The 20252-nt window shown below is 48.5% G+C and carries 20 protein-coding genes and 1 riboswitch; of the genes, 3 read left to right on the forward strand and 17 right to left on the reverse strand.

The features are described 5' to 3' along the window. Nucleotides 1-152: 152 nt before the first annotated feature. The 8 genes from purH to purS all read right to left on the reverse strand — a co-directional run bounded on the left by purH (nt 153) and on the right by purS (nt 8838). Nucleotides 153-1700, reverse strand: a complete 1548-nt coding sequence (gene purH / locus ABIE27_RS21070; protein WP_123064792.1) for a bifunctional phosphoribosylaminoimidazolecarboxamide formyltransferase/IMP cyclohydrolase — start codon at nt 1698-1700, stop codon at nt 153-155. A 331-nt stretch (nt 1701-2031) separates the two neighbouring features. Next, nucleotides 2032-2649, reverse strand: coding sequence for a phosphoribosylglycinamide formyltransferase (purN, locus tag ABIE27_RS21075; RefSeq protein WP_123064791.1), 618 nt, complete (start codon nt 2647-2649; stop codon nt 2032-2034). Next, a complete protein-coding gene (gene purM, locus ABIE27_RS21080; protein ID WP_429351411.1) occupies nt 2649-3689 on the reverse strand; it encodes a phosphoribosylformylglycinamidine cyclo-ligase in 1041 nt (346 codons plus the stop codon). The genes purN and purM overlap by 1 nt, the downstream gene beginning before the upstream one ends. Nucleotides 3690-3758: 69 nt before the next feature. Then, nucleotides 3759-4202, reverse strand: a complete 444-nt coding sequence (locus tag ABIE27_RS21085; protein WP_429351412.1) for an immunity 26/phosphotriesterase HocA family protein — start codon at nt 4200-4202, stop codon at nt 3759-3761. 12 nt (nt 4203-4214) lie between these two features. Next, nucleotides 4215-5693, reverse strand: a complete 1479-nt coding sequence (gene purF, locus ABIE27_RS21090) for an amidophosphoribosyltransferase (RefSeq protein ID WP_123064788.1) — start codon at nt 5691-5693, stop codon at nt 4215-4217. Next, nucleotides 5678-7921: a phosphoribosylformylglycinamidine synthase subunit PurL gene (purL, locus tag ABIE27_RS21095; RefSeq protein WP_123064787.1), complete on the reverse strand. Its 2244-nt coding sequence runs from the start codon at nt 7919-7921 to the stop codon at nt 5678-5680. The genes purF and purL overlap by 16 nt, the downstream gene beginning before the upstream one ends. Beyond that, nucleotides 7899-8588 carry a phosphoribosylformylglycinamidine synthase subunit PurQ gene (gene purQ, locus ABIE27_RS21100; RefSeq protein ID WP_090923362.1) on the reverse strand — a complete coding sequence of 230 codons (690 nt, stop codon included), beginning with the start codon at nt 8586-8588 and terminating at the stop codon, nt 7899-7901. The genes purL and purQ overlap by 23 nt, the downstream gene beginning before the upstream one ends. A 4-nt stretch (nt 8589-8592) precedes the next feature. Beyond that, nucleotides 8593-8838, reverse strand: a complete 246-nt coding sequence (purS, locus tag ABIE27_RS21105; RefSeq protein ID WP_090923368.1) for a phosphoribosylformylglycinamidine synthase subunit PurS — start codon at nt 8836-8838, stop codon at nt 8593-8595. Between the two features lie 63 nt (nt 8839-8901). On the opposite strand from purS, the gene ABIE27_RS21110 reads away from it, so the two are divergent. Together ABIE27_RS21110 and ABIE27_RS21115 are read left to right on the forward strand one after the other, a co-directional pair. Then, on the forward strand, nt 8902-9054 hold the full coding sequence (locus ABIE27_RS21110; RefSeq protein WP_429351413.1) for a hypothetical protein: 153 nt from the start codon (nt 8902-8904) through the stop codon (nt 9052-9054). Nucleotides 9055-9115: 61 nt separating this feature from the next. Then, complete coding sequence (locus ABIE27_RS21115) at nt 9116-9268, forward strand: hypothetical protein (protein WP_429351414.1); 153 nt, start codon at nt 9116-9118, stop codon at nt 9266-9268. Between the two features lie 335 nt (nt 9269-9603). On the opposite strand, the gene ABIE27_RS21120 is transcribed toward ABIE27_RS21115, so the two are convergent. From ABIE27_RS21120 to ABIE27_RS21155, 8 genes are all read right to left on the reverse strand, one after another. Beyond that, nucleotides 9604-10476, reverse strand: coding sequence for a phosphoribosylaminoimidazolesuccinocarboxamide synthase (locus ABIE27_RS21120; RefSeq protein WP_123064961.1), 873 nt, complete (start codon nt 10474-10476; stop codon nt 9604-9606). A 284-nt stretch (nt 10477-10760) separates the two neighbouring features. Further along, the gene (gene purB, locus ABIE27_RS21125) at nt 10761-12059 is read right to left on the reverse strand and encodes an adenylosuccinate lyase (RefSeq protein WP_123064785.1); all 1299 of its coding nucleotides are present in this window, start codon (nt 12057-12059) and stop codon (nt 10761-10763) included. Beyond that, nucleotides 12056-13261 (reverse strand): 5-(carboxyamino)imidazole ribonucleotide synthase, encoded by a 1206-nt coding sequence (gene purK, locus ABIE27_RS21130; RefSeq protein WP_240036888.1) that lies wholly within the window; start codon nt 13259-13261, stop codon nt 12056-12058. The genes purB and purK overlap by 4 nt, the downstream gene beginning before the upstream one ends. Then, the gene (gene purE / locus ABIE27_RS21135; protein WP_090923373.1) at nt 13258-13743 is read right to left on the reverse strand and encodes a 5-(carboxyamino)imidazole ribonucleotide mutase; all 486 of its coding nucleotides are present in this window, start codon (nt 13741-13743) and stop codon (nt 13258-13260) included. The genes purK and purE overlap by 4 nt, the downstream gene beginning before the upstream one ends. A 155-nt stretch (nt 13744-13898) precedes the next feature. Continuing rightward, nucleotides 13899-14000, reverse strand: a riboswitch (purine riboswitch). A 317-nt stretch (nt 14001-14317) separates the two neighbouring features. Continuing rightward, nucleotides 14318-14752: a universal stress protein gene (locus tag ABIE27_RS21140; RefSeq protein ID WP_090923374.1), complete on the reverse strand. Its 435-nt coding sequence runs from the start codon at nt 14750-14752 to the stop codon at nt 14318-14320. Between the two features lie 168 nt (nt 14753-14920). Continuing rightward, entirely contained in the window at nt 14921-15184 is a 264-nt protein-coding gene (locus ABIE27_RS21145; RefSeq protein ID WP_123064784.1) for a DUF1294 domain-containing protein, read from the reverse strand. Nucleotides 15185-15299: 115 nt separating this feature from the next. Further along, the gene (locus ABIE27_RS21150) at nt 15300-15437 is read right to left on the reverse strand and encodes a hypothetical protein (RefSeq protein ID WP_167375798.1); all 138 of its coding nucleotides are present in this window, start codon (nt 15435-15437) and stop codon (nt 15300-15302) included. Nucleotides 15438-15514: 77 nt separating this feature from the next. Then, nucleotides 15515-16423: an ROK family protein gene (locus ABIE27_RS21155; RefSeq protein WP_123064783.1), complete on the reverse strand. Its 909-nt coding sequence runs from the start codon at nt 16421-16423 to the stop codon at nt 15515-15517. Between the two features lie 319 nt (nt 16424-16742). Here ABIE27_RS21155 and ABIE27_RS21160 point away from each other — a divergent pair, with 319 nt between their 5' ends. Continuing rightward, complete coding sequence (locus ABIE27_RS21160; RefSeq protein ID WP_161556931.1) at nt 16743-17735, forward strand: helix-turn-helix domain-containing protein; 993 nt, start codon at nt 16743-16745, stop codon at nt 17733-17735. 149 nt (nt 17736-17884) lie between these two features. Here the strand turns inward: ABIE27_RS21160 and ABIE27_RS21165 are convergent, their stop codons facing one another. Further along, a complete protein-coding gene (locus tag ABIE27_RS21165; RefSeq protein WP_429351415.1) occupies nt 17885-20014 on the reverse strand; it encodes a DNA topoisomerase III in 2130 nt (709 codons plus the stop codon). Between the last annotated feature and the right edge of the window lie 238 nt (nt 20015-20252).

Below are 20252 nucleotides of genomic sequence, written 5' to 3' on the forward strand. Positions count from 1 at the left end.
ATATTATTTGATCTATTTCCTGAAAAAAGGAGTGCCCCATACGTCATCAACATGACAGGTGACACTCCTTTATAACACTTGCCACTTTTTGATGAAGAGTATTTTAATACTTCTGTTTTTACTTTAACTCTTCAACCTGCTTATTACTCGTCCTAGTGTTTAAAATGACGTACGCCCGTGAATACCATTGCGATGCCGTATTCATTGGCTACCTTGATGGACTCTTCGTCTTTGATTGAGCCGCCTGGCTGAATGACTGCTGTAATGCCAGCTTTTGCCGCCAGCTCAAGTGTATCCCCCATCGGGAAGAAGGCATCCGAAGCGAGAACCGCACCTTTTGCCTGCTCACCGGCTTGTTCAATTGCAATTTTAGCAGCACCGACACGGTTCATTTGCCCCGCACCTACACCTACCGTCATATCGTTCGCGGCAAGTACGATCGCGTTGGACTTCACATGTTTAACGACTTTCCAGCCAAACAATAGCTGCTTCAGCTCTTCCTCAGAAGGTGCACGATCGGTAACCACGTTAAGCTCACTCGCTTCAATGGAGTGTACGTCGGATTGTTGCACGATCATGCCGCCGTCAATCGACGTAACCACGAATTGGCTTTCGCGGTTGCGAGCTGCACTCAGCTCACCTGTTTTGAGCAAACGGATGTTTTTCTTTTTCGTCAGAATATCCAGAGCTTCTTGGGTAAAATCAGGTGCAAGTACGATTTCCAGGAAAATCTCGCTCAGCTTGTTTGCCGTATCGCTGTCGATAATGCGGTTTGCGGCCACAATGCCACCGAAAATCGATGTTGGGTCAGCAGCATACGCTTTGCTGTAGGCTTCATAGATACTTTCGCCAATACCTACACCGCAAGGATTCATATGTTTCACGGCAACCACTGCTGGCTCTTCAAATTCTTTGACAATCTGCAGTGCTGCGTTGGCATCGTTGATATTGTTGTAGGACAGTTCTTTACCGTGCAGTTGCTCGGCTGTAGTCAATGTATCCTGAGCAGCCAGCGGTTTGCGGTAGAATGCCGCTTGTTGGTGTGGATTTTCGCCGTAGCGCAGATCCTGGAGTTTTTCGTAAGTAACCGTCAGACGCTCTGGTAGTGGATCGCCATTAACGTTGGACAGATAATCGGAGATGAGTGCATCGTAAGCCGCCGTGTGGCGAAACACTTTTGCCGCAAGCCGTTTGCGTGTTTCCAGCGTCGTATCCCCGCCGCTGCGAACTTCCTCCAGCACTTGACTGTAGTCGGCCGCATCAACAACAACGCTAACAAAAGCATGGTTTTTAGCTGCTGAACGCAACATCGTTGGCCCACCAATATCGATGTTCTCAATCGCATCTTCATAGGCTACATCCGGTTTGGCGATGGTTTCCTGGAAAGGATACAGGTTTACAACGACCAGATCAATATAACCGAGACCAAGCTCCTGCATTTGGCGTGTGTGCTCTTCATTATCACGAACAGCGAGCAAACCGCTGTGAACTGCCGGATGCAATGTTTTGACACGTCCGTCCATAATTTCCGGGAATCCGGTTACGTCCGAAATTCCGATAACAGGTACGCCTTCCTTCGACAGCAGGCTGCTTGTACCTCCTGTCGAAATAATCTCCACACCCATTTGCGACAGCTCGCGGCAAAAGTCCACGATGCCTGTTTTATCCGATACGCTGACCAGCGCTCTTTTGATACTCACAATATGCTCCTCCTTTATTATCCCATAAGCTTCGCGTTTCCTGACGAAACACAGCTGATTTATTTCCCGAGAAATATCACAAAATGCGTATCAATATTCGACTTCTGTTATATAAGTTGAACCAGGGTATTTACACCGGACACTACGATGACAGAACAACCTTTCAATCGCTGTTATCCCCAGATTTTTGATTCCCTTTTTTCAAGGGGAAAATCGGTGATAAGCCTATGCTTCCGATGCAGCTTTCTTTCAGAAAGCTTTCAGGCGAGCGCTTCGCTTTTCCAGGTTTTCTCTGTCCTCTCCGTTAACGTGTAAAAAGGGGCAACTTACATCAAACCGGTTTGTTAACGGTGACGTGACGTCCGTTTAACTGGACCAGACCTCGCGCGAACCAGGATACTACTTCAGGATATAGCTGCTGTTCGGCTGCATGAATGGCTTTGCTGATCATTTCTGCTGTATCCCCTGGTTGAACAGGCACAGGGTGCTGGGCAATGATTGGCCCTGTATCCATGCCTCCGTCCACAAAATGAACGGTTACACCTGTCACTTTCACACCATAATCAAGTGCTTGTCCAATCGCATCTTTGCCCGCAAAGGCCGGCAGGAGCGATGGGTGAATATTAATCAGTCGACCCGCATAACGATCCACCATCACTGAGGTTAGCAGTCTCATATAACCTGCCAGCACAACCAGATCGATCTGTTTGGATTCAAGTACTTCGATAATTTCGGCCTCGTACGCTTCGCGCGAAGCATAATTTTTAGGTGTAAACAGATGACATTCCACCCCTGCATCATGTGCTCGCTGCACAACGCGTGCAGCAGGTTTATCACAGACGAGTAATTCCACTGATGCACCCAAATCGCCATTCCGTGCTGCATCAACCAGAGACTGAAAGTTGCTTCCTGTCCCTGAGGCAAACACAGCAATACGGTAGTTCGTCATTAAACATCCGCTCCCATGAAGGTTACTCGCGCATCCCCTTCAGTTACACGGCCAATGATGTACGCTTCTTCACCGGAAGCTTTTAATTGCTCCAGTGCTTTTGTTGCATCCGCTTCGTTCACAACCAAGACAAGTCCGATCCCCATGTTAAACGTCGTAAACATATCACGGTTTGATACATCGCCTTTTTGCTGTAAAAGATTAAAGATTGGCAGGATAGGCCATGAACCATAATCGATATCTACGTTTACGTTGCTCGGCAGCATACGTGGGATATTTTCGATAAATCCACCGCCCGTAATATGGGCCATCCCTTTAACGTTGACACTCTCCAGCAAGGACAGTAATGGTTTTACATAAATTTTCGTTGGCTCCAGCAAGGAATCGCCCAGTTTGCCACCCAGCTCCGTCACTTCGGAGTGTAGATCCAGGCCAGCTTCTTCAAGCAACAATCTGCGAACCAGAGAGAAACCGTTGCTGTGCACACCGCTGGAAGCAAGACCGATGACGGTATCTCCAGGTGCGATGGTAGTGCCGTTGATGATCTTTGCTTTGTCCACGATACCTACAGTAAACCCTGCGATATCATACTCACCTTCACTGTACATGCCCGGCATTTCAGCCGTTTCACCGCCGATTAACGCACAGCCGGATTGATGACAGCCTTCTGCGATACCCGCAACGATCGCTTCAATCTTCTCCGGGATGACCTTATCGCAAGCGAGGTAGTCCAGGAAGAAAAGCGGCTCTGCTCCTTGTACTACGATATCGTTGACACACATCGCTACTGCATCGATGCCAATCGTGTCGTGACGATCCATCGCAAACGCAATTTTCAGCTTGGTTCCCACGCCATCTGTACCTGAAACCAGCACCGGCTCATCATATTTATCCTTGTTCAATCCGAACAAGGCGCCGAATCCACCCAGATCGGTCATGACTTCTGGACGGAAGGTACGCTTTACGTGTTTTTTCATCCGTTCAACCGCTTCGTTCCCTGCCGCGATATCCACACCGGCCTTTTTATATGCTTCGGACACAACCCTCACACCCTTCGTATCTTATATAAATTGAGTTATATAAACTTTTGTGTAAATGAAAAATCTAACTCATTTATCATTGCTCATCTCTAACAGATGATTCTGTACCAATTCAAAACCAGCTACACCCATTGTAATGTACTGACTGTACTCCTCTGGTGGAACCATTCGAATGAATTCGTCACCGTTGTACACCCCACCGGCGCACTGGAATACTTGCAGTTCTTTTTTCGCCGGAGTCAGCGGGATGTTACCGATGATTCTCCATGTGCCATCTTTCAGCAGCTTAGGTGACGTGAAGATCACGTTGCTCTTACGTTTACCATAACAATAGACAAGGAATTCGCCGTCTTCCAAACTTACAGTTTCGTCACGCTGAATGCTCATCACGCCGAATGAAAATGCCTTTTTGAAGCGGTCTCTCAGTGCACATATCACCTGACACACGGCAAACCGTCCATCATGCATTGGAATCAGAAAAACATCGCCCTCATTATAGCTTTTTCTTCCCATAAGTCCTGCCTCCTAACAACTGCAGCCAAATTTCTCCTCGCCGTCAAAGTCGAGGCGGGTTGGATAGTCATTATCGAAGCATGCCAGACATAGTCCGCCCTTATAGTCATCCTGATTGTCACCTTGAATGGATGCAATCAGTCCATCCGGGCTGAGGAAAGCCAGAGAGTCTGCATTGATCTCACGGCAAATCTCTTCAACGGACAGAGCAGATGCGATAAGCTCGCGGCTATCCGGTGTATCAATGCCATAGAAGCACGGGTTCTTGAACGGCGGCGAAGTAATCCGCACATGCACTTCCGTTGCCCCTGCGTCACGCAGCATATTCACAATCCGGCGGGACGTTGTCCCACGTACGATTGAGTCATCGATCATGACTACACGTTTACCTTCCACGACACGCCGCACGGCGCTGAGCTTCATCTTCACGCCCTGCTCACGCAGTTCCTGGCTTGGCTGGATAAACGTACGTCCGGTATATTTATTTTTGATCATGCCCATCTCATATGGAATACCTGTCTGTTCAGCGTATCCAATCGCCGCCGAGATGCTGGAATCTGGTACCCCCGTAACCAAGTCCGCATCCACAAACGCCTCAATGGCCATCCGACTACCCATGCGTTTACGAGCAGCATGCTGATTTGCACCGTTCATATCACTATCAGGTCGAGCAAAATAAATATATTCCATCGCACAGAGCGCCTTGCGGTGTTTATGATTATCAAAACGATCTTCATGTAATCCGTCTGCATCCAGTACAAGCAGTTCCCCTGGCTCTATATCACGGATCAACTCTGCGCCGATCGTTTCAAGTGCACAAGTTTCAGACGCAAACAGGTACGCGTCCCCAAGCTTACCCATCGTCAGTGGACGAAGTCCATGCGGGTCAGAAGCAACCAACAACTTATCATTCGTCATGATCAGAAACGCATATCCGCCGACGATACGCTGGAATGCGTCTTTTGCAGCTTCTACAAGACCTTTCGAAGAACGCGCGATCAAGTGAGCAATAACTTCAGTGTCACTCGTCGTCTGGAAAATAGATCCGCTCTGCTCCAGCTCACGCCGGATCGTTGGTGCATTCACGATGTTGCCGTTCGTTGCAACCGCTAGGTCACCATCCCGATATTTGAATACGAGCGGCTGTGCATTGGTCAGTTTGCTATCTCCACTTGTCGAATAACGCACATGTCCTATGCTGATATCACCTGTCAGTGTCTGCATTAGGTCTTTGGTGAAGACCTCTTTCACGAGTCCCATACCGCGGTGATAGTTAAATTGTGTGCCGTCGCTTACACACATACCCGCACTTTCTTCCCCGCGATGCTGCAAAGCATGCAGACCGTAATAGGAAAGGGAAGCCGCATCAGGGTGCCTATACACCCCGAATACGCCACATTCTTCCTTTAATTTGTCGAGTCCTTCTTTGCCGGACCCTTCGTTATAATAATCACCTGTCCACAACGGTTCCGTCATCAGTTCATGAGACATGGAATCGCATCCTCCCAGACCTTAGCCAAACCTCCTACAGGTTCGTTCACGGCTGATGTTCCGTTCAATTCAATCGTCAGGTTACTTCCTTCAACACGTCCGATCACAGCTGCTGGAACTCCGCGTTCACGTACAAAAGCTTCCAGCTTACTCGCTTGCTCTGGAGAAGCCGACAGCAGAATACGGGATTGGCTCTCACTGAACAGAGCATGGTCCGCACGCAAAGCAGTCTCTACATTTACTTGCGCACCCACGTTACCACTGATGCAGGACTCTGCCAGTGCAACGGCCAGACCACCTTCAGACAAGTCATGCGCGGAGCGAACAAGTCCGGATTGGATGGCTTCCAGCACGGTGCCGAGCAATGCCTTCTCCGTGTTCAGGTCAAGCTCTGGCGGACGACCTTCCGTCACGCCGTGTACGGCGTATTGCAGCTCGCTGCCGCCGAGTTCCGCTTTGGTTTCACCGAGGAGCATGATGACATCTCCTTCGGATTTGAATGCTTGTGTCGTGATATGATCCGTATCATGCACGAGACCTACCATACCGACCACTGGCGTTGGATAGATGGAGCCTTTGGCGTTTTCATTGTACAAACTCACGTTACCACCGATGACCGGCGTATCCAGCACACGGCAAGCTTCCGCCATACCGTCCACAGCTTTTTCCATCTGCCAGAAAATATCCGGTTTCTCCGGGTTACCGAAGTTCAGGTTGTCCGTGATCGCCAGCGGTTCTGCACCGGAACATACGATATTACGCGCTGCTTCACTCACCGCAATACGTCCACCCACCTCAGGATCAAGGTACACGTAACGACCGTTACAGTCCGTCGTCATCGCAAGACCTTTGCGCGTTCCGCGAATTGTCACCACCGCTGCATCCGAACCTGGACGAACGGCTGTGCTTGTACGTACCATGTAGTCGTATTGATCGTAAACCCATTTTTTGCTCGCCACCGTTGGAGAAGCCAGCACTTGTTTCAATGCACCGCCGAGATCCGACACTTCGTCATAACGAAGCGTGTCGATGGAAGCACTTTGCTCATAATACGCAGGTACCGTAGATGGCTTGTCATATACAGGGCACTCGTCAACCAAAGCCGTAACAGGCATATCACCGACAACTTCACCGTGGTGGATCAGTTTCAGACGACCATCGTCTGTAACTTTACCAACTTTGGCACAGATGACACCCCACCGCTCAAAGATTTCTAACGCCTGCGCCTCATCCTTCGGCTCAACGACAAACAACATCCGCTCCTGAGACTCAGATAACATCATCTCGTAAGGTGTCATGCCTTCTTCACGCTGTGGCACCTGATCCAGATACAACTCCAGACCGTTCCCCGCTTTACTTGCCATCTCCGCACTGGAGCATGTCAGACCTGCTGCACCCATGTCCTGAATACCGAGCACGATGCCCGTGTCGATCAATTCCAGACAGGATTCCATAACCAGCTTCTCCATGAACGGGTCACCGACCTGAACGGCAGTACGCTGGGACTCGGATTCTTCGGTCAACTCAACGGAAGCAAACGTTGCACCGTGGATACCGTCACGACCAGTTGGTGGGCCAACGTAATAAACCGGGTTACCTACACCTTTGGCCACACCGCGCTGGATTTTGTCATGATCAATCAGACCCACGCACATCGCATTAACGAGCGGATTACCTTCATAACTCTCATCAAACATCACTTCACCTGCGACGGTTGGAATCCCGATACAGTTACCGTATCCCGCAATACCCGCTACCACATGCTCGAACAAATATTTTACGCGCTCGCTCTCCAGCTTACCGAAACGAAGGGAGTTCAGCAGCGCTACCGGTCTTGCACCCATGGAGAAAATATCACGGATAATGCCGCCCACACCTGTTGCCGCACCTTGATAAGGTTCTACCGCGGAAGGGTGGTTATGGCTTTCAATTTTGAAAACAACGGCCTGGTTGTCACCGATATCCACGATTCCGGCACCTTCACCTGGTCCCATCAGGACACGCGGACCACTTGTCGGGAAACGACGCAAGAGCGGCTTGGAGTTTTTGTATGCGCAGTGCTCAGACCACATCACGCTGAATACACCAATCTCCGTGTAGTTTGGCTTGCGGCCCATGAACTCACAGATCAACTCGTACTCGCTGTCAGACACGCCCATCTGTGCGTAAAGTTTATGTTCTGCGACCTGTTCTGCTGTTGGCTCCTTAGCGGATAGCTGCTGCGTCATGCCGATCCCTCCATGCTTTCAAAATTGATGTAAACATCCGTTTGCCGTCTTCCGAGCCAAACAGTGAGTCCACTGCACGCTCTGGATGCGGCATCATGCCGACGACGTTACCCGCCTCGTTGCAAACCCCTGCGATATCACCCAGGGAACCATTCGGGTTGTTGCCATATGTGAATACAATCTGATTGTTTGCTTGCAAACTTGCCAGTGTTTCTTCGTCACAGTAATAGTTGCCTTCACCGTGAGCGATCGGAATGACAATCTCTTCGCCTGGTGCATAGTCACGTGTGAAAGGTGTGTCTGCGTTAGCCACTTTCAATACCGTGTCATGGCAACGGAATTTCAGAGACGTGTTGCGGATCAATGCTCCCGGGAGCAGACCCGCTTCCGTCAGGATCTGGAATCCGTTACAGATGCCCAGTACATATTTGCCTTGCTCTGCGGCTTTCGCCACTTCGTTCATTACCGGTGCGAAACGGGAAATTGCTCCGCAACGCAGGTAGTCTCCGTATGAGAAACCACCCGGAACCAGAATGCAATCATACGCGGACAAGTCCGTCGCCGTATGCCATACATAATCAACCTCTTGTCCAATCGCATCTTCTACTGCTTTGTAACAGTCGATGTCGCAGTTGGAGCCAGGGAACACAAGAACTGCAAATTTCATGAGATTAACCCTCCAATTCGTAGCGGTAATCTTCAACAACGGTGTTGGCGAGCAGCTTCTCACACATCACTTTCAATCGTTTCTCCGCTTCCACACGATCCGTTGTATCCAAGTTCAGTTCCATGACTTTACCGATTCGTACACTTTCCACTTCGTTGAATCCCATGGAATGCAGGGCTCCTTGAACAGCTACGCCTTGCGGGTCGAGTACGCTTTGTTTAATAGTGACATATACGGTTGCTTTGATCATGATCTGTATGTTCCTCCTCAGTAATGAACGGGATAAATGCTTTATGCTGTTAAAAAAAGTGCGGTGGCCTCGGGTGATCGCTTCGGTGTGGATGGTTCCTCCGGCCGCTTGTTGTTCCCAGGTTTTCTGATTCGTTTTGGCCCGCGCCGCGGTCAAAACCCGGGAACAAAGGCGGTCGCTTCGCTCCTTCGTGAACCATTCCACTCCTACGCTTAATCCTGCGGCAATTTTTTTAAAGGCCTAAACCCTTTACGTTGCTCGACGGGTAGTAAAAGCTGTGGCCTCGGGTGATCGCTTCGGTGTGGATGGTTCCTCCGGCCGCTTGTTGTTCCCAGGTTTTCTGATTCGTTTTGGCCCGCGCCGCGGTCAAAACCTGGGAACAAAGGCGGTCGCTTCGCTCCTTCGTGAACCATTCCACTCCTACGCTTAATCCTGCGGCAATTTTTTTAAAGGCCTAAACCTTTTACGTTGTACGGCGGGTAGTAAAAGCCAACCATTTCACGGAAAAGGAGCGGGTTTCCGAGTTATTAGTCTTTCAGTTGTATCTTTTCAGGCTTCATACTTAGTGAACCCTGCACCTTAATTGCCTCATCCACCAGTTTGAACACTGGCGGAGGGAAAGATTTGAGCTGGAGAAGCGAAGCGTTCGCCTTTGCAACCGGAATGTGTCCTTTTGAAAAAAGGATTAAAATCTAAACATTCCGGGGGCAACAGCGATCGAAAGCCAAACTTTCCCGGAGCCGCACGCTCAAACGTTACCTTTTATTATTTCGTTAAACGCTTATAAATATCGACGTATCTTGCCGTTGTCGCTTCCACAACCTCTTGCGGAAGCGGGTCAGGCTTGCTGTTCTTGTCCCAATCCGTGCCTGCCAGATAGGTTCGGACAGGTTCTTTATCCATGCTGTCGATCTCAATGTCGAGAGCATAGTTTTCTTTTGCCCAGAAGCGAGAGGCATCCGGGGTGAAGATTTCATCAATCAGGATTACCTTGCCGTCCACGATGCCAAACTCGAATTTGCAGTCTGCCAGAATGATACCGCGTTGATCACAGTAATCACGAGCAAACTCATAGAGCCGCAAGCTTTTCTCTTGAAGTTCGATAGCAAGGGCGTCTCCGACAAGCTCTTTCATACGCTCCATCGGAATGTCCTCGTCATGACCAACATCATTTTTGGCAGCCGGTGTGAAGATTGGCACTTCAAGCTTGGCATTTTTGCGCAGGCCTTCCGGCAGTTTGATTCCATTCACTTCTCCGGTTGTCTCGTACTGTCTCCATCCACCGCCAGTAATGTATCCTCGCACTACACATTCGATGTCGATGCGCTCTGCTTTGCGTGTAACCATGATGCGGTTTTTGAGCAATTCAGGTTCTGTGACCAGATCACCCAGCTGATTCACATCGGTATGAACCACGTGATTGTCCATCATGCTGCCTGTCAGTTCAAACCAGAAGCTGCTGAGTTGATTCAGCACGTTGCCTTTCTCTGGAACTGCCGGGTCTAGCACATAATCAAATGCCGAGATCCGATCTGTCACTACAATTAGAAAATGCTCACCCAGATCGTACAACTCGCGTACTTTTCCTTTGTATAACAGAGGTGCTTTAACAAGATCTGCCGCCGTGGACAGTGCCATGGGGTCACCTTCTTTCAGGAGATGTAAGGCTAAGAACGAATCCTGATGCTGCACAGACTCCACTCCGATGACAGAACAATCTTCCGATCGCTGTTATCTCCAGATTTTTCCGATCCACTTTTCAAAAGTGAAAATCCGGGGATAAAGGCACAGACTATGCTTCCGATGCAGCTTTCTTTCAGAAAGCTTGTAGCTCCGCTTCTTCAGCTTATTTCCGTCCTCTTCGTTCTCTGCTGAGCCCATCATTCGTTTCTTTAGCCTTATTAAGGGCATATATTAATCGGTTAATCGTTCAATCCGAGTTTTTTGAAAATCGTGTCCACGTGTTTCAGGTGCCAGGATGGGTTAAATGCATCTGCAATTTCCTCTTCGCTCAGCACGGCTGTAATTTCCGGTGTAGACTTCACGATGTCCTGGAATTGGCGCTGTTCTTCCCACGCTTGCATTGCACGCGGTTGAACGGTATCGTATGCTTGCTCACGGCTGAAGCCTTTGTCAATCAACTTCGTCATAACGCGGCCGGAGAATGGTACGCCGAAGGTACGTTCCATGTTGCGTTTCATATTTTCCGGGAACACAGTCAGGTTCTTCACAATGTTACCGAAACGGTTCAACATGTAGTTCAGCAGCATCGTTGCATCTGGCAGAATGACACGTTCTACGGAAGAGTGCGAGATGTCGCGCTCATGCCACAATGTTACGTTCTCGTATGCAGATACCATGTGTCCGCGGATAACACGGGACAGACCGGAGATGTTTTCACTGCCGATCGGGTTCCGCTTGTGCGGCATGGCGGAAGATCCTTTTTGACCTTTGGCAAACGCTTCTTCCACTTCACGGAATTCACTCTTTTGTAGTGCACGTACTTCGGTAGCAAACTTGTCCAGGGACGTTGCGATCAGCGCCAGCGTAGCCATGTACTCCGCATGACGGTCACGTTGCAACGTTTGTGTAGATATTGGCGCAGGTTTCGTGCCCAGCTTTTTGCAGACAAACTCTTCAACAAATGGATCGATGTTGGCATACGTTCCAACGGCACCGGAGATTTTCCCGAACTGTACGCCATCCGCTGCATGGCGGAACCGCTCCAGGTTACGCTTCATCTCTTCATGCCACAACGCCATTTTCAATCCGAAAGTTGTGGGCTCTGCATGTACACCATGCGTACGTCCCATCATTGGCGTATGCTGGTATGTCAGTGCTTTTTCACGCAAAATTTCGATGAAATTAATAATGTCCTTTTCCAGAATCTCGTTTGCTTGACGCAGTACATAACCCAGTGCCGTATCCACCACGTCCGTGGAAGTCAGGCCGTAATGAACCCATTTCCGCTCTGCACCCAGGCTCTCGGATACTGTACGTGTGAACGCAATAACGTCATGGCGCGTTTCCTTTTCAATCTCATAGATACGGTCAATGTCAAAAGAAGCGTTCTGGCGAAGCAAAGCTGCTTCTTCCTTCGGGATCACTCCAAGCTCAGCCCATGCCTCGCATGCACAAATTTCAACTTCCAGCCACGATTGGAATTTGTTCTCTTCCGTCCAGATGGCTCTCATTTCGGGTCTGCTATAACGTTCAATCATGAATTTGTATGCCTCCATAGATTAGTTTGTTCGATCCATTGCAATCCTTCTCGGGCATCCTGACAGAGCAGGTTCACATGCCCCATCTTCCGTCCTGTCTTCGCTTCGCTCTTGCCATATATATGAAGCTTAGGGATGACACCCAGTTCCATCGCCTCTTCATCAGGTTGCCCTGTTCTTGCGATGATTCCTTCCAGATGCTCACCAAGCACATTGACCATAACGACGGGACTTAACAGCGTTGTATCCCCCAGCGGTAATCCGCAGATGGCACGAATATGCTGCTCAAACTGTGATGTAGCGCAAGCCTCCATTGTGTAGTGACCGGAATTATGCGGCCTTGGGGCCAGCTCGTTCACATACAATCTGCCGTCAGCGGCTACAAACAGTTCCACCGCAAGCAATCCGACAGCTTTCAGGGATTCGGCAACTGCAGCGGCCAGTTTCTGTGCTTCAAGTTGAATGTCTGTAGCCACTCGCGCAGGTACAATCGAAGCATGCAAAATGTTGTTCACATGGATGTTCTCCGCAGGCGGGAACGTTTTGATCTCTCCGCTCGTGCTGCGAGCAACAACGACCGAAATCTCGCATTCGAACTTGATAAATTGTTCAAGTACCAGCTCTGCACCTGTCGATGCAAGCTCTTCATACGCCCCTTCGGCCTCCGATGCCGCGCGAATCACTCGCTGACCTTTGCCGTCATATCCGCCAGTCACCGTTTTCAGCACACATGGAACACCTAATTCACTCACTGCAGCGTTCATCGTATCCAAACTGGTAATCTCGCGGTATGGAGCAACCCTTACTCCAGCCGCTTCAATCGCACGTTTCTCACGCAAGCGATGCTGGGTCGTGTATAAAAGGGAACTTCCTTGCGGCACGGACGACTCACGCTCAAGTAAAGCCGCCACTTCTGCATTCACATTCTCGAATTCATACGTGATCACATCGCATTGCCGCGCGAGTTCTCTTGCTGCCTGTACATCATCGTATCCAGCTTCAATCTGCTTCGCAATCTGACCACAAGGTGAATCCGGTGTTGGATCAAGAGTCACGAATCGATACCCCATCGCCGTTCCGGCTAGCGTCATCATCCGTCCGAGCTGTCCGCCGCCAAGAATACCGATTGTTGTATGTCCAGGTAATAAGACAGGCTGTCCTTGCCCTGTTCCCATATCCTGTCTAGTTGCATCGTTACTCATAGCTCATCACTGCTTTCCAGTACTTCTTGTTTAATTCGTTCTCTGCGGGCTTCGGAGCGGCGCTGCACCTCTGGGTCAAATGCGCCAATGATCTGTGCCGCGAGCAAACCTGCATTTGTCGCACCCGCTTTGCCAATCGCAACCGTTGCTACCGGGATGCCGCCAGGCATCTGCACAATGGACAGCAAGGAATCGAGACCGTTCAATGCTTTGGATTGAACCGGAACACCGATGACGGGAAGCATCGTTTTGGATGCTACCATACCTGGAAGATGAGCCGCTCCGCCTGCACCAGCGATAATGACCTTGAATCCGCGGTCAATCGCCTGTTCTGCATATTCAAACATCAAATCCGGTGTACGATGCGCGGAGACGACCTTTTTTTCATAACCAATCTCAAGCTCGTCCAGCACCTCGCACGCATGTTTCATCGTTTCCCAATCAGACTTACTGCCCATAATTACAGCAACTTGCACCGACATGAATACATCCCACTCCCATCTGAGCATTTTAAAAAACGAAAAAGTCCGCTACCCGCGAAAATATTACATTTTCTCCGGACACCGGACTACAAGAAATACGTATCCCTCATTTGGGCATGCCAAAAGGGGCTTGCTGTCCGCATTCATGCATGCGACTCTCAGCCGTATCTCCTCGTAGTCCGGAAATTTACGGTTTCCGGGTAGATACTTCCGGGCCCTATTCCCGGCGTTATACGAGCAAATATCTATTCACCATATCTTCGTTTACCATGTTCCACAAACATACAACTTTCGTTCCTACTCGACCTTATTTTAACCTAGTCGACACATCTAACATTCTAACAATCCCCTACAGCGTATGTCAACTTAAAGACGAACATTTAACATATTGACAAATCTAATGTTCGGGAATAAGTGCGGTGTTATACAATAAACTTCCAAATTCGTTTGAAATAGCCCATCCTGTTGCTTCGAAATAAAATAAAGAAAGCCGGTTACTCTTCAATTTCTCGAAGACAACCGGCTTGTTCACACGGGAACGGAGTACAAGTACACCCTCCCTCTTATTTCAAAATCATTTTACAATCAATACAGGAATTTGAGCATGCTGTACTACATTGTGGCTGACACTACCCAGCACGAATTCACGGATTCCGCCCAAACCTCGGGAACCAATGATAATGATATCCGAGCCGTTTTCTTTGGCATAGTCCAGCAACACTTCAGCTGCAGCCCCTTGGATCAGATCTACATTTGCCGTAACACCGGCAGCTTGAATTCGCTCTTTGGCTTCATCCGTCGTTTGCACAGCCAGATTGTAGTAATCGTTGTTGAGTGAAGGCGGAAGTGGTGCAAGCCCCTCCCCGATAAATACACGCGGAAAATCAAATGCATGAATGACATCGAGCACAGCCCCCGGCGATGCCTTGGCAAACTCGATGGCACGATCCAGTGCTTTATTTGAAGCTTTTGACCCATCATAAGCTACTAAGATTTTGGAAAATAACATGTAAATCCCGTCCCTTCCTTATATATGTAGAATCCGAAGCAAGCCTCGGTCTGACATCTAAATCCCTTACAGAGCCTGGAACCATGTAACTTCTTAAACCCTCACAGGTTAAAACGAACCACTTAATAAGAAAAAAATGACATAATAAATCCATTCATCCCTACACAATTATTGCAAAAAATAACCATACATCACTGCATTCAGAAATACGAGCAACGGAATGCCAATTGTAAAACTGGGATGTTTCGTTTTGTGTCTTTTCCGATACATCGCAATCCAGACGCCTAGCGCACCGCCGATAAAGGCTAGCAAAAATAACGTTCGCTCAGGCGTGCGATCCCGCCGCTGCTGTGCACGTTTCTTGTCATCTGACATGACCAGATATGCGACAACATTAATAAAGATAAACCATACGATAAGTCCGGTATGCATATGCGTTTAGCGGTCCCCCTGTCCCGGGACATCTCCCTGTCTCCATTATAATCCCAAGGCAGGCAGATGATCAACGCGGGCAGAGAACCGCACTATTTTTTACACAACGTTAAATCTACGATTCCTGTTTCGGAATCCCGTTCAGGCTCGGCACCCTTTTGGCTGATTTCTCCGGGGTCACTGCGATATTCTCTTCCCGAATGCTGTCCTTATTCTGTTGGTTATTGCGTTTTTCCGGTTTGTTATGCGGCATCTCAGGCTCACCTCCTCCGCTTACGTTGCCTGAAAACGAATCATCTTATACGAAGGAGGCCCCTGTATTTTAGGCTTTCAGGCTTGTGTATAGTTGTTCCGGTGGCTGTTTAGAAAATGATATAACGCTCCGTACAGGTTGGCATCATTTCCAAACGTACAGGCTGTGATCTGCGGGCTCGCCTTATGCAATGGGTTAACTCGCTTCAGTTCATCTATTGCCCACTTGATTCGCTCCAGCACAACAGGCTGTGCACTGATTCCTCCTCCAACGGCAAACACTTCAGGGTCGAGAATGTATTGCAGATTCATAATCTGAACCGCAATCTGTGTGCAAAAGGTGTCAAATACACCGCACGCCTCCGCATCTTGCTGATTAATAAATTCAAACACGGCCTCACCATCGGCAGGGTCATCCAGCCCTTTTAACTCACCAATTTGTCTAACCATCTCTACAGCCGAGCTCTCCAGTCCGAAATAGGCCGCTTCCTTCGTTACCGGATCAATCCGGCTCATCACATAACTAACCTCTCCAGCTGACAAGTTTTTGCCACGCTGCAGCTTACCATCCATGATGATTCCTCCCGCGATGCCGCTGCCCAGCACCATAACGACGGAATCCTTGGTATCTTTGACACTGCCGAGCCATAGTTCAGCAAGCGCTGCACACTTCCCATCATTTTCAATGGATACGTGGATAGCATATCTGTCTTCAAGAAGCTTGGCTAAATTGACCTCATGCAAAAATGGAAAAGAACCGCCGTGGTACACCATTCCTGTTGCCACATCGATTGTTCCTGGACAGCTCAGAGCAATGCCTTGAATCTGTGACATGTCTTGTGCATCCACGATAGCATAAAGAGCATCCTGCAATTCCTGCAAGCCACTCCGCCCAACGCCACGTTTTCCCTTCGACAACAGCTCTCCGCTTTCGCTCATGATTCCGTATTTAATAAAAGTCCCACCAATATCAATAACTAGATACATTCTGTCAGCCTCCTGCTCTGTAAATCCTTCATCACCATCTTAATTGAAATATAGAGCGTTTCCATTTATATTTATGGTATTCATTTGAGATTAATGGTATTAAATTATGATCTTGAGGGAGATGGAGCGTTCAGTGCCAACGATAAGCGAAACCAAACTTCAATGGATCTTACAAACGTTATATGAGACTACCCGGGTTCCCGCGTTCTACCTTATGCGGAGTTTCGATCGTCACCCTTCTTTTAGCCCGGAAATAGTAAACCATCTTCTCTCCATCCCTATTCATCTGAAAATCCAGATCATAAATTACAATAAACAAATGGATACGATGATCCTGATGCCAGTCTCCACTCCTGAAGGGCAAGGTGTGCTTGTTCTTTGGCCCAGCGCACAGCCATATGTTGAGCATGTTCCGTTTGCATGGGATCAACAACGGGATACAACCACATTCATTGAACCCAATGATCTCCATCAACTGCTGAGTGTAGCAATTATGGCCCACTATCTTTTACATCATGAAGTTTTGGATCGAAATCAAGTACTTGAGGACAACAAGCATGTCATACATATAAATAATCATACGGAAGGTGTACTTGAACTGTCTCTTCTGGAACAGAGAGAGCGGAGATTGTTTCACAAATCCTACCTTTCTGAGAAAAAGGTATTTGATCAGGTTCGTCTGGGGAACAAACATAAGATGCTTTTGTACCTGAAACAGCATATGGATTTGAACGGGGTCTACGGCACTTTATCCAAACAGGATAGTTTACGGAGCAAAAAGAATTTGATTATCGCAGCCATTACACTCGGAACCCGTGCTGCAATTGATGGCGGATTGTATTCGGAGTCAGCGCTTACGCTTAGCGACACCTATATCCAACACATTGAAAAGCTGTCCCGGATTGATTCGATTCATCCCATTCTGCATAAGATCCTTGGTGATTTTACCGAACGTGTAGAAAAAGTCCATCGGGCTCATTTTTCCAAAGACATTCTGTTATGTCAGGAATATATATTCAATCACTTATACGATGATTTAAGTCTGTCTATCCTGTCCACACATCTGCAAATAAGCCCCTCCTATCTTTCCCGTAAATTCAAGGAAGAGACTGGAGAGGCGCTTCGCATTTTTATACAAAGGCAACGGATTGAAGAAGCCAAAAATCTTATCGTTTTCTCAGACTATCGACTGAGTGAGATTTATACGTTGCTAAACTTTCACGATCAGAGTTACTTCATCAAAGTGTTTCGAAAACATACAGGTTTTACTCCGAAAGATTATCGTAATCGATTTGTGGTCAAGCCTTCTTGAACATAAAACCAGGTTTATAGGCTTATCTCATTTCATCTCATATCAATTTCAACTCACATAAGGCAACCTGGAATACGGTCAACCCATTTAAAAAGTCGGAGAGTGTTTAAGCTTTGATTCTCTCATATTCTGTGATCTTTGCTACATTCCTATTTACCTTGTTTCTCCATGGCCGCCTTCAGCAAATCTCCTAGGTTGGAGCCGATGGATTCCTGCTTCGCGTATTGCTTCACCAGCTTTTGTTGCTCGCGTTTGTTCACATGCTGCTTGTCTTTATCCAGCGTTTCGGTGATTCCGCATGGCAGACACTGTACATACAGTCCAGCTTTGCCTTCCTTAATCTCCATCTTTTTATGACACTGCGCGCAACGACGGTTCGACAACCGTTTCTCATTGGATCGGCGATAACCACAGTCCTCTGTAGGACATACGAGGAACTTGCCGCGTTTCCCCTTTTTCTCTAACAACTTGGCATTACAGTCCGGACAGTGGCTGTTGGTTACATTATGTGGCTTGTACTCGGCTTTACTGCTTTTTACGGTGGATACAAGTTCCTTCGCCATAGAGCGAATACCATCCAGGAACGGGCCTGGTTTACCCTGACCACGTGCTATGCGCTCCAGTTCAGCCTCCCAACGAGCTGTCAGTTCCGGTGTTCGCAGTTGCGGGGCAGCAAGCTCAATCAGCTGTTTGCCTTTTCCCGTTGGATGCAGACTGTTCCCTTGACGATCAATCGTATCCGAGCTGACCAGTTTCTCAATGATATCTGCGCGTGTCGCAGGTGTGCCCAGTCCGTGCTTCTCCATCTGGGAAAGCAATGCTGCTTCCGTATACCTCTTCGGCGGCATCGTACGTCCACTCTTGATGTGGCAGCGCTGAAGTGTCACCGTCTGCCCCTGTTGCAAGTCTGGCAACAAGGCACGCTCATGGTCACCTGCATCATCCGAACGCTCATCATCATCATCCGTGTAATCACCCCCGTACACTTCACGCCAGCCACTGTCCTTGACCGTTGTGCCCTTCACATGGAAGGAATCCTTACCTACCTGCACCGTAACAGCAACCGAATCATACTTGGCTGATGGATAGAACAGACTGATGAAACGGCGAACAATCAGATCGTATAACTTACGTTCCTCAGGGCTGAGTTGATTTAAGAGCACCGTCTGCTCGGTTGGAATAATGGCATGGTGATCGGTAACCTTGCTATCATCAACAATCCGTTTGGTGACATTCAGGTTTTTGCGCAGTAAAGGACGTGCGAGTGACGCATAAGGGCCAACAGCTACACTCTCGAGCCGCTCTTTTAACGTTCCCGTCATATCGGAAGTCAGATAACGGCTATCTGTCCGCGGATAGGTAACAAGCTTATGCTGCTCGTACAGACGCTGGAGTACGTTAGAGGTCTGCTTAGCGGAAAAACCGTGTTTACGGTTCGCATCCCGTTGCAGTTCCGTAAGGTCATAGGCCAGTGGATGCGGCTCGACTTTCTCACTTTTTTTCACCTGGGCAATCGAGCCTTTCCGCCCTTCCACTCGTGCTTTCAATTGCTGCATATCCTGTTTGTCGAAAATTCTTGAATCCCCGCCAGATGCGCGCCATACAGCCTGAAAATCCCCAAAATCTGCGGTTAACGTCTCATATTCCTGCGAACGGAAACCGTTAATTTCATTTTCCCGATCCATGATCATACCCAAGGTTGGGGTCTGCACACGTCCAGCCGACAATTGAGCATTGAACCGTACGGTTAACGCACGTGTCACATTAAGACCAATCATCCAGTCTGCTTCTGCACGGCAGCGTGCGGATTCATAGAGACGGTCGAATTGACTTCCCGGCTTCAGCGAGGCAAATCCATCCTTGATCGCTTTATCCGTTTGGGATGAAATCCACAGTCGTTTGAACGGCTTTTTCCACTGCGCCATCTGCATAATCCATCTGGCAAGCAGTTCTCCTTCACGGGCCGCATCGGTTGCAATAACCAGCTCACCCACATCCTGACGTTTCATCAGTTGCTGTACGGCTTTATACTGGTGATTCGTTTCTCGGAGCACCTTCAGCTTGGTTCGCTCTGGCAAAATCGGCAGATCCTCCAGATTCCACGTTGCGTACTTTTTGTCATAATCCTCGGGTTCAGCCAAACCCACCAAATGTCCCAAGGCCCACGTTACAATGTATTTCGGACCTTCCATATAACTTTTATGTTTATCACGCGCGCCCATCACCCTTGCAATCTCCCGGGCAACAGATGGCTTCTCTGCGAGTACCAATGTCTTCACTTCGTATCTCTTCCTTTCTTCCCAAACGCTAATGATCAGGATAACAATCTGTCTTACTTGTTTTTCTTGTTTTTCTTGTTTTTCTTCTCTTCCTATCTTTCCATCTTTATATTATATCATCTCAATCAGAATCATGTTTCCGACAACGTATATTCCGTCGCTGTTTTAAATGCATCCCTTATGAAAGCAATAAGCAATATAGCCGCCTCACCGCCAACACAATATGTAAGATATATGT

Source organism: Paenibacillus sp. 4624 (genome assembly GCF_050435065.1).
GTDB lineage: Bacteria > Bacillota > Bacilli > Paenibacillales > Paenibacillaceae > Paenibacillus > Paenibacillus amylolyticus_D.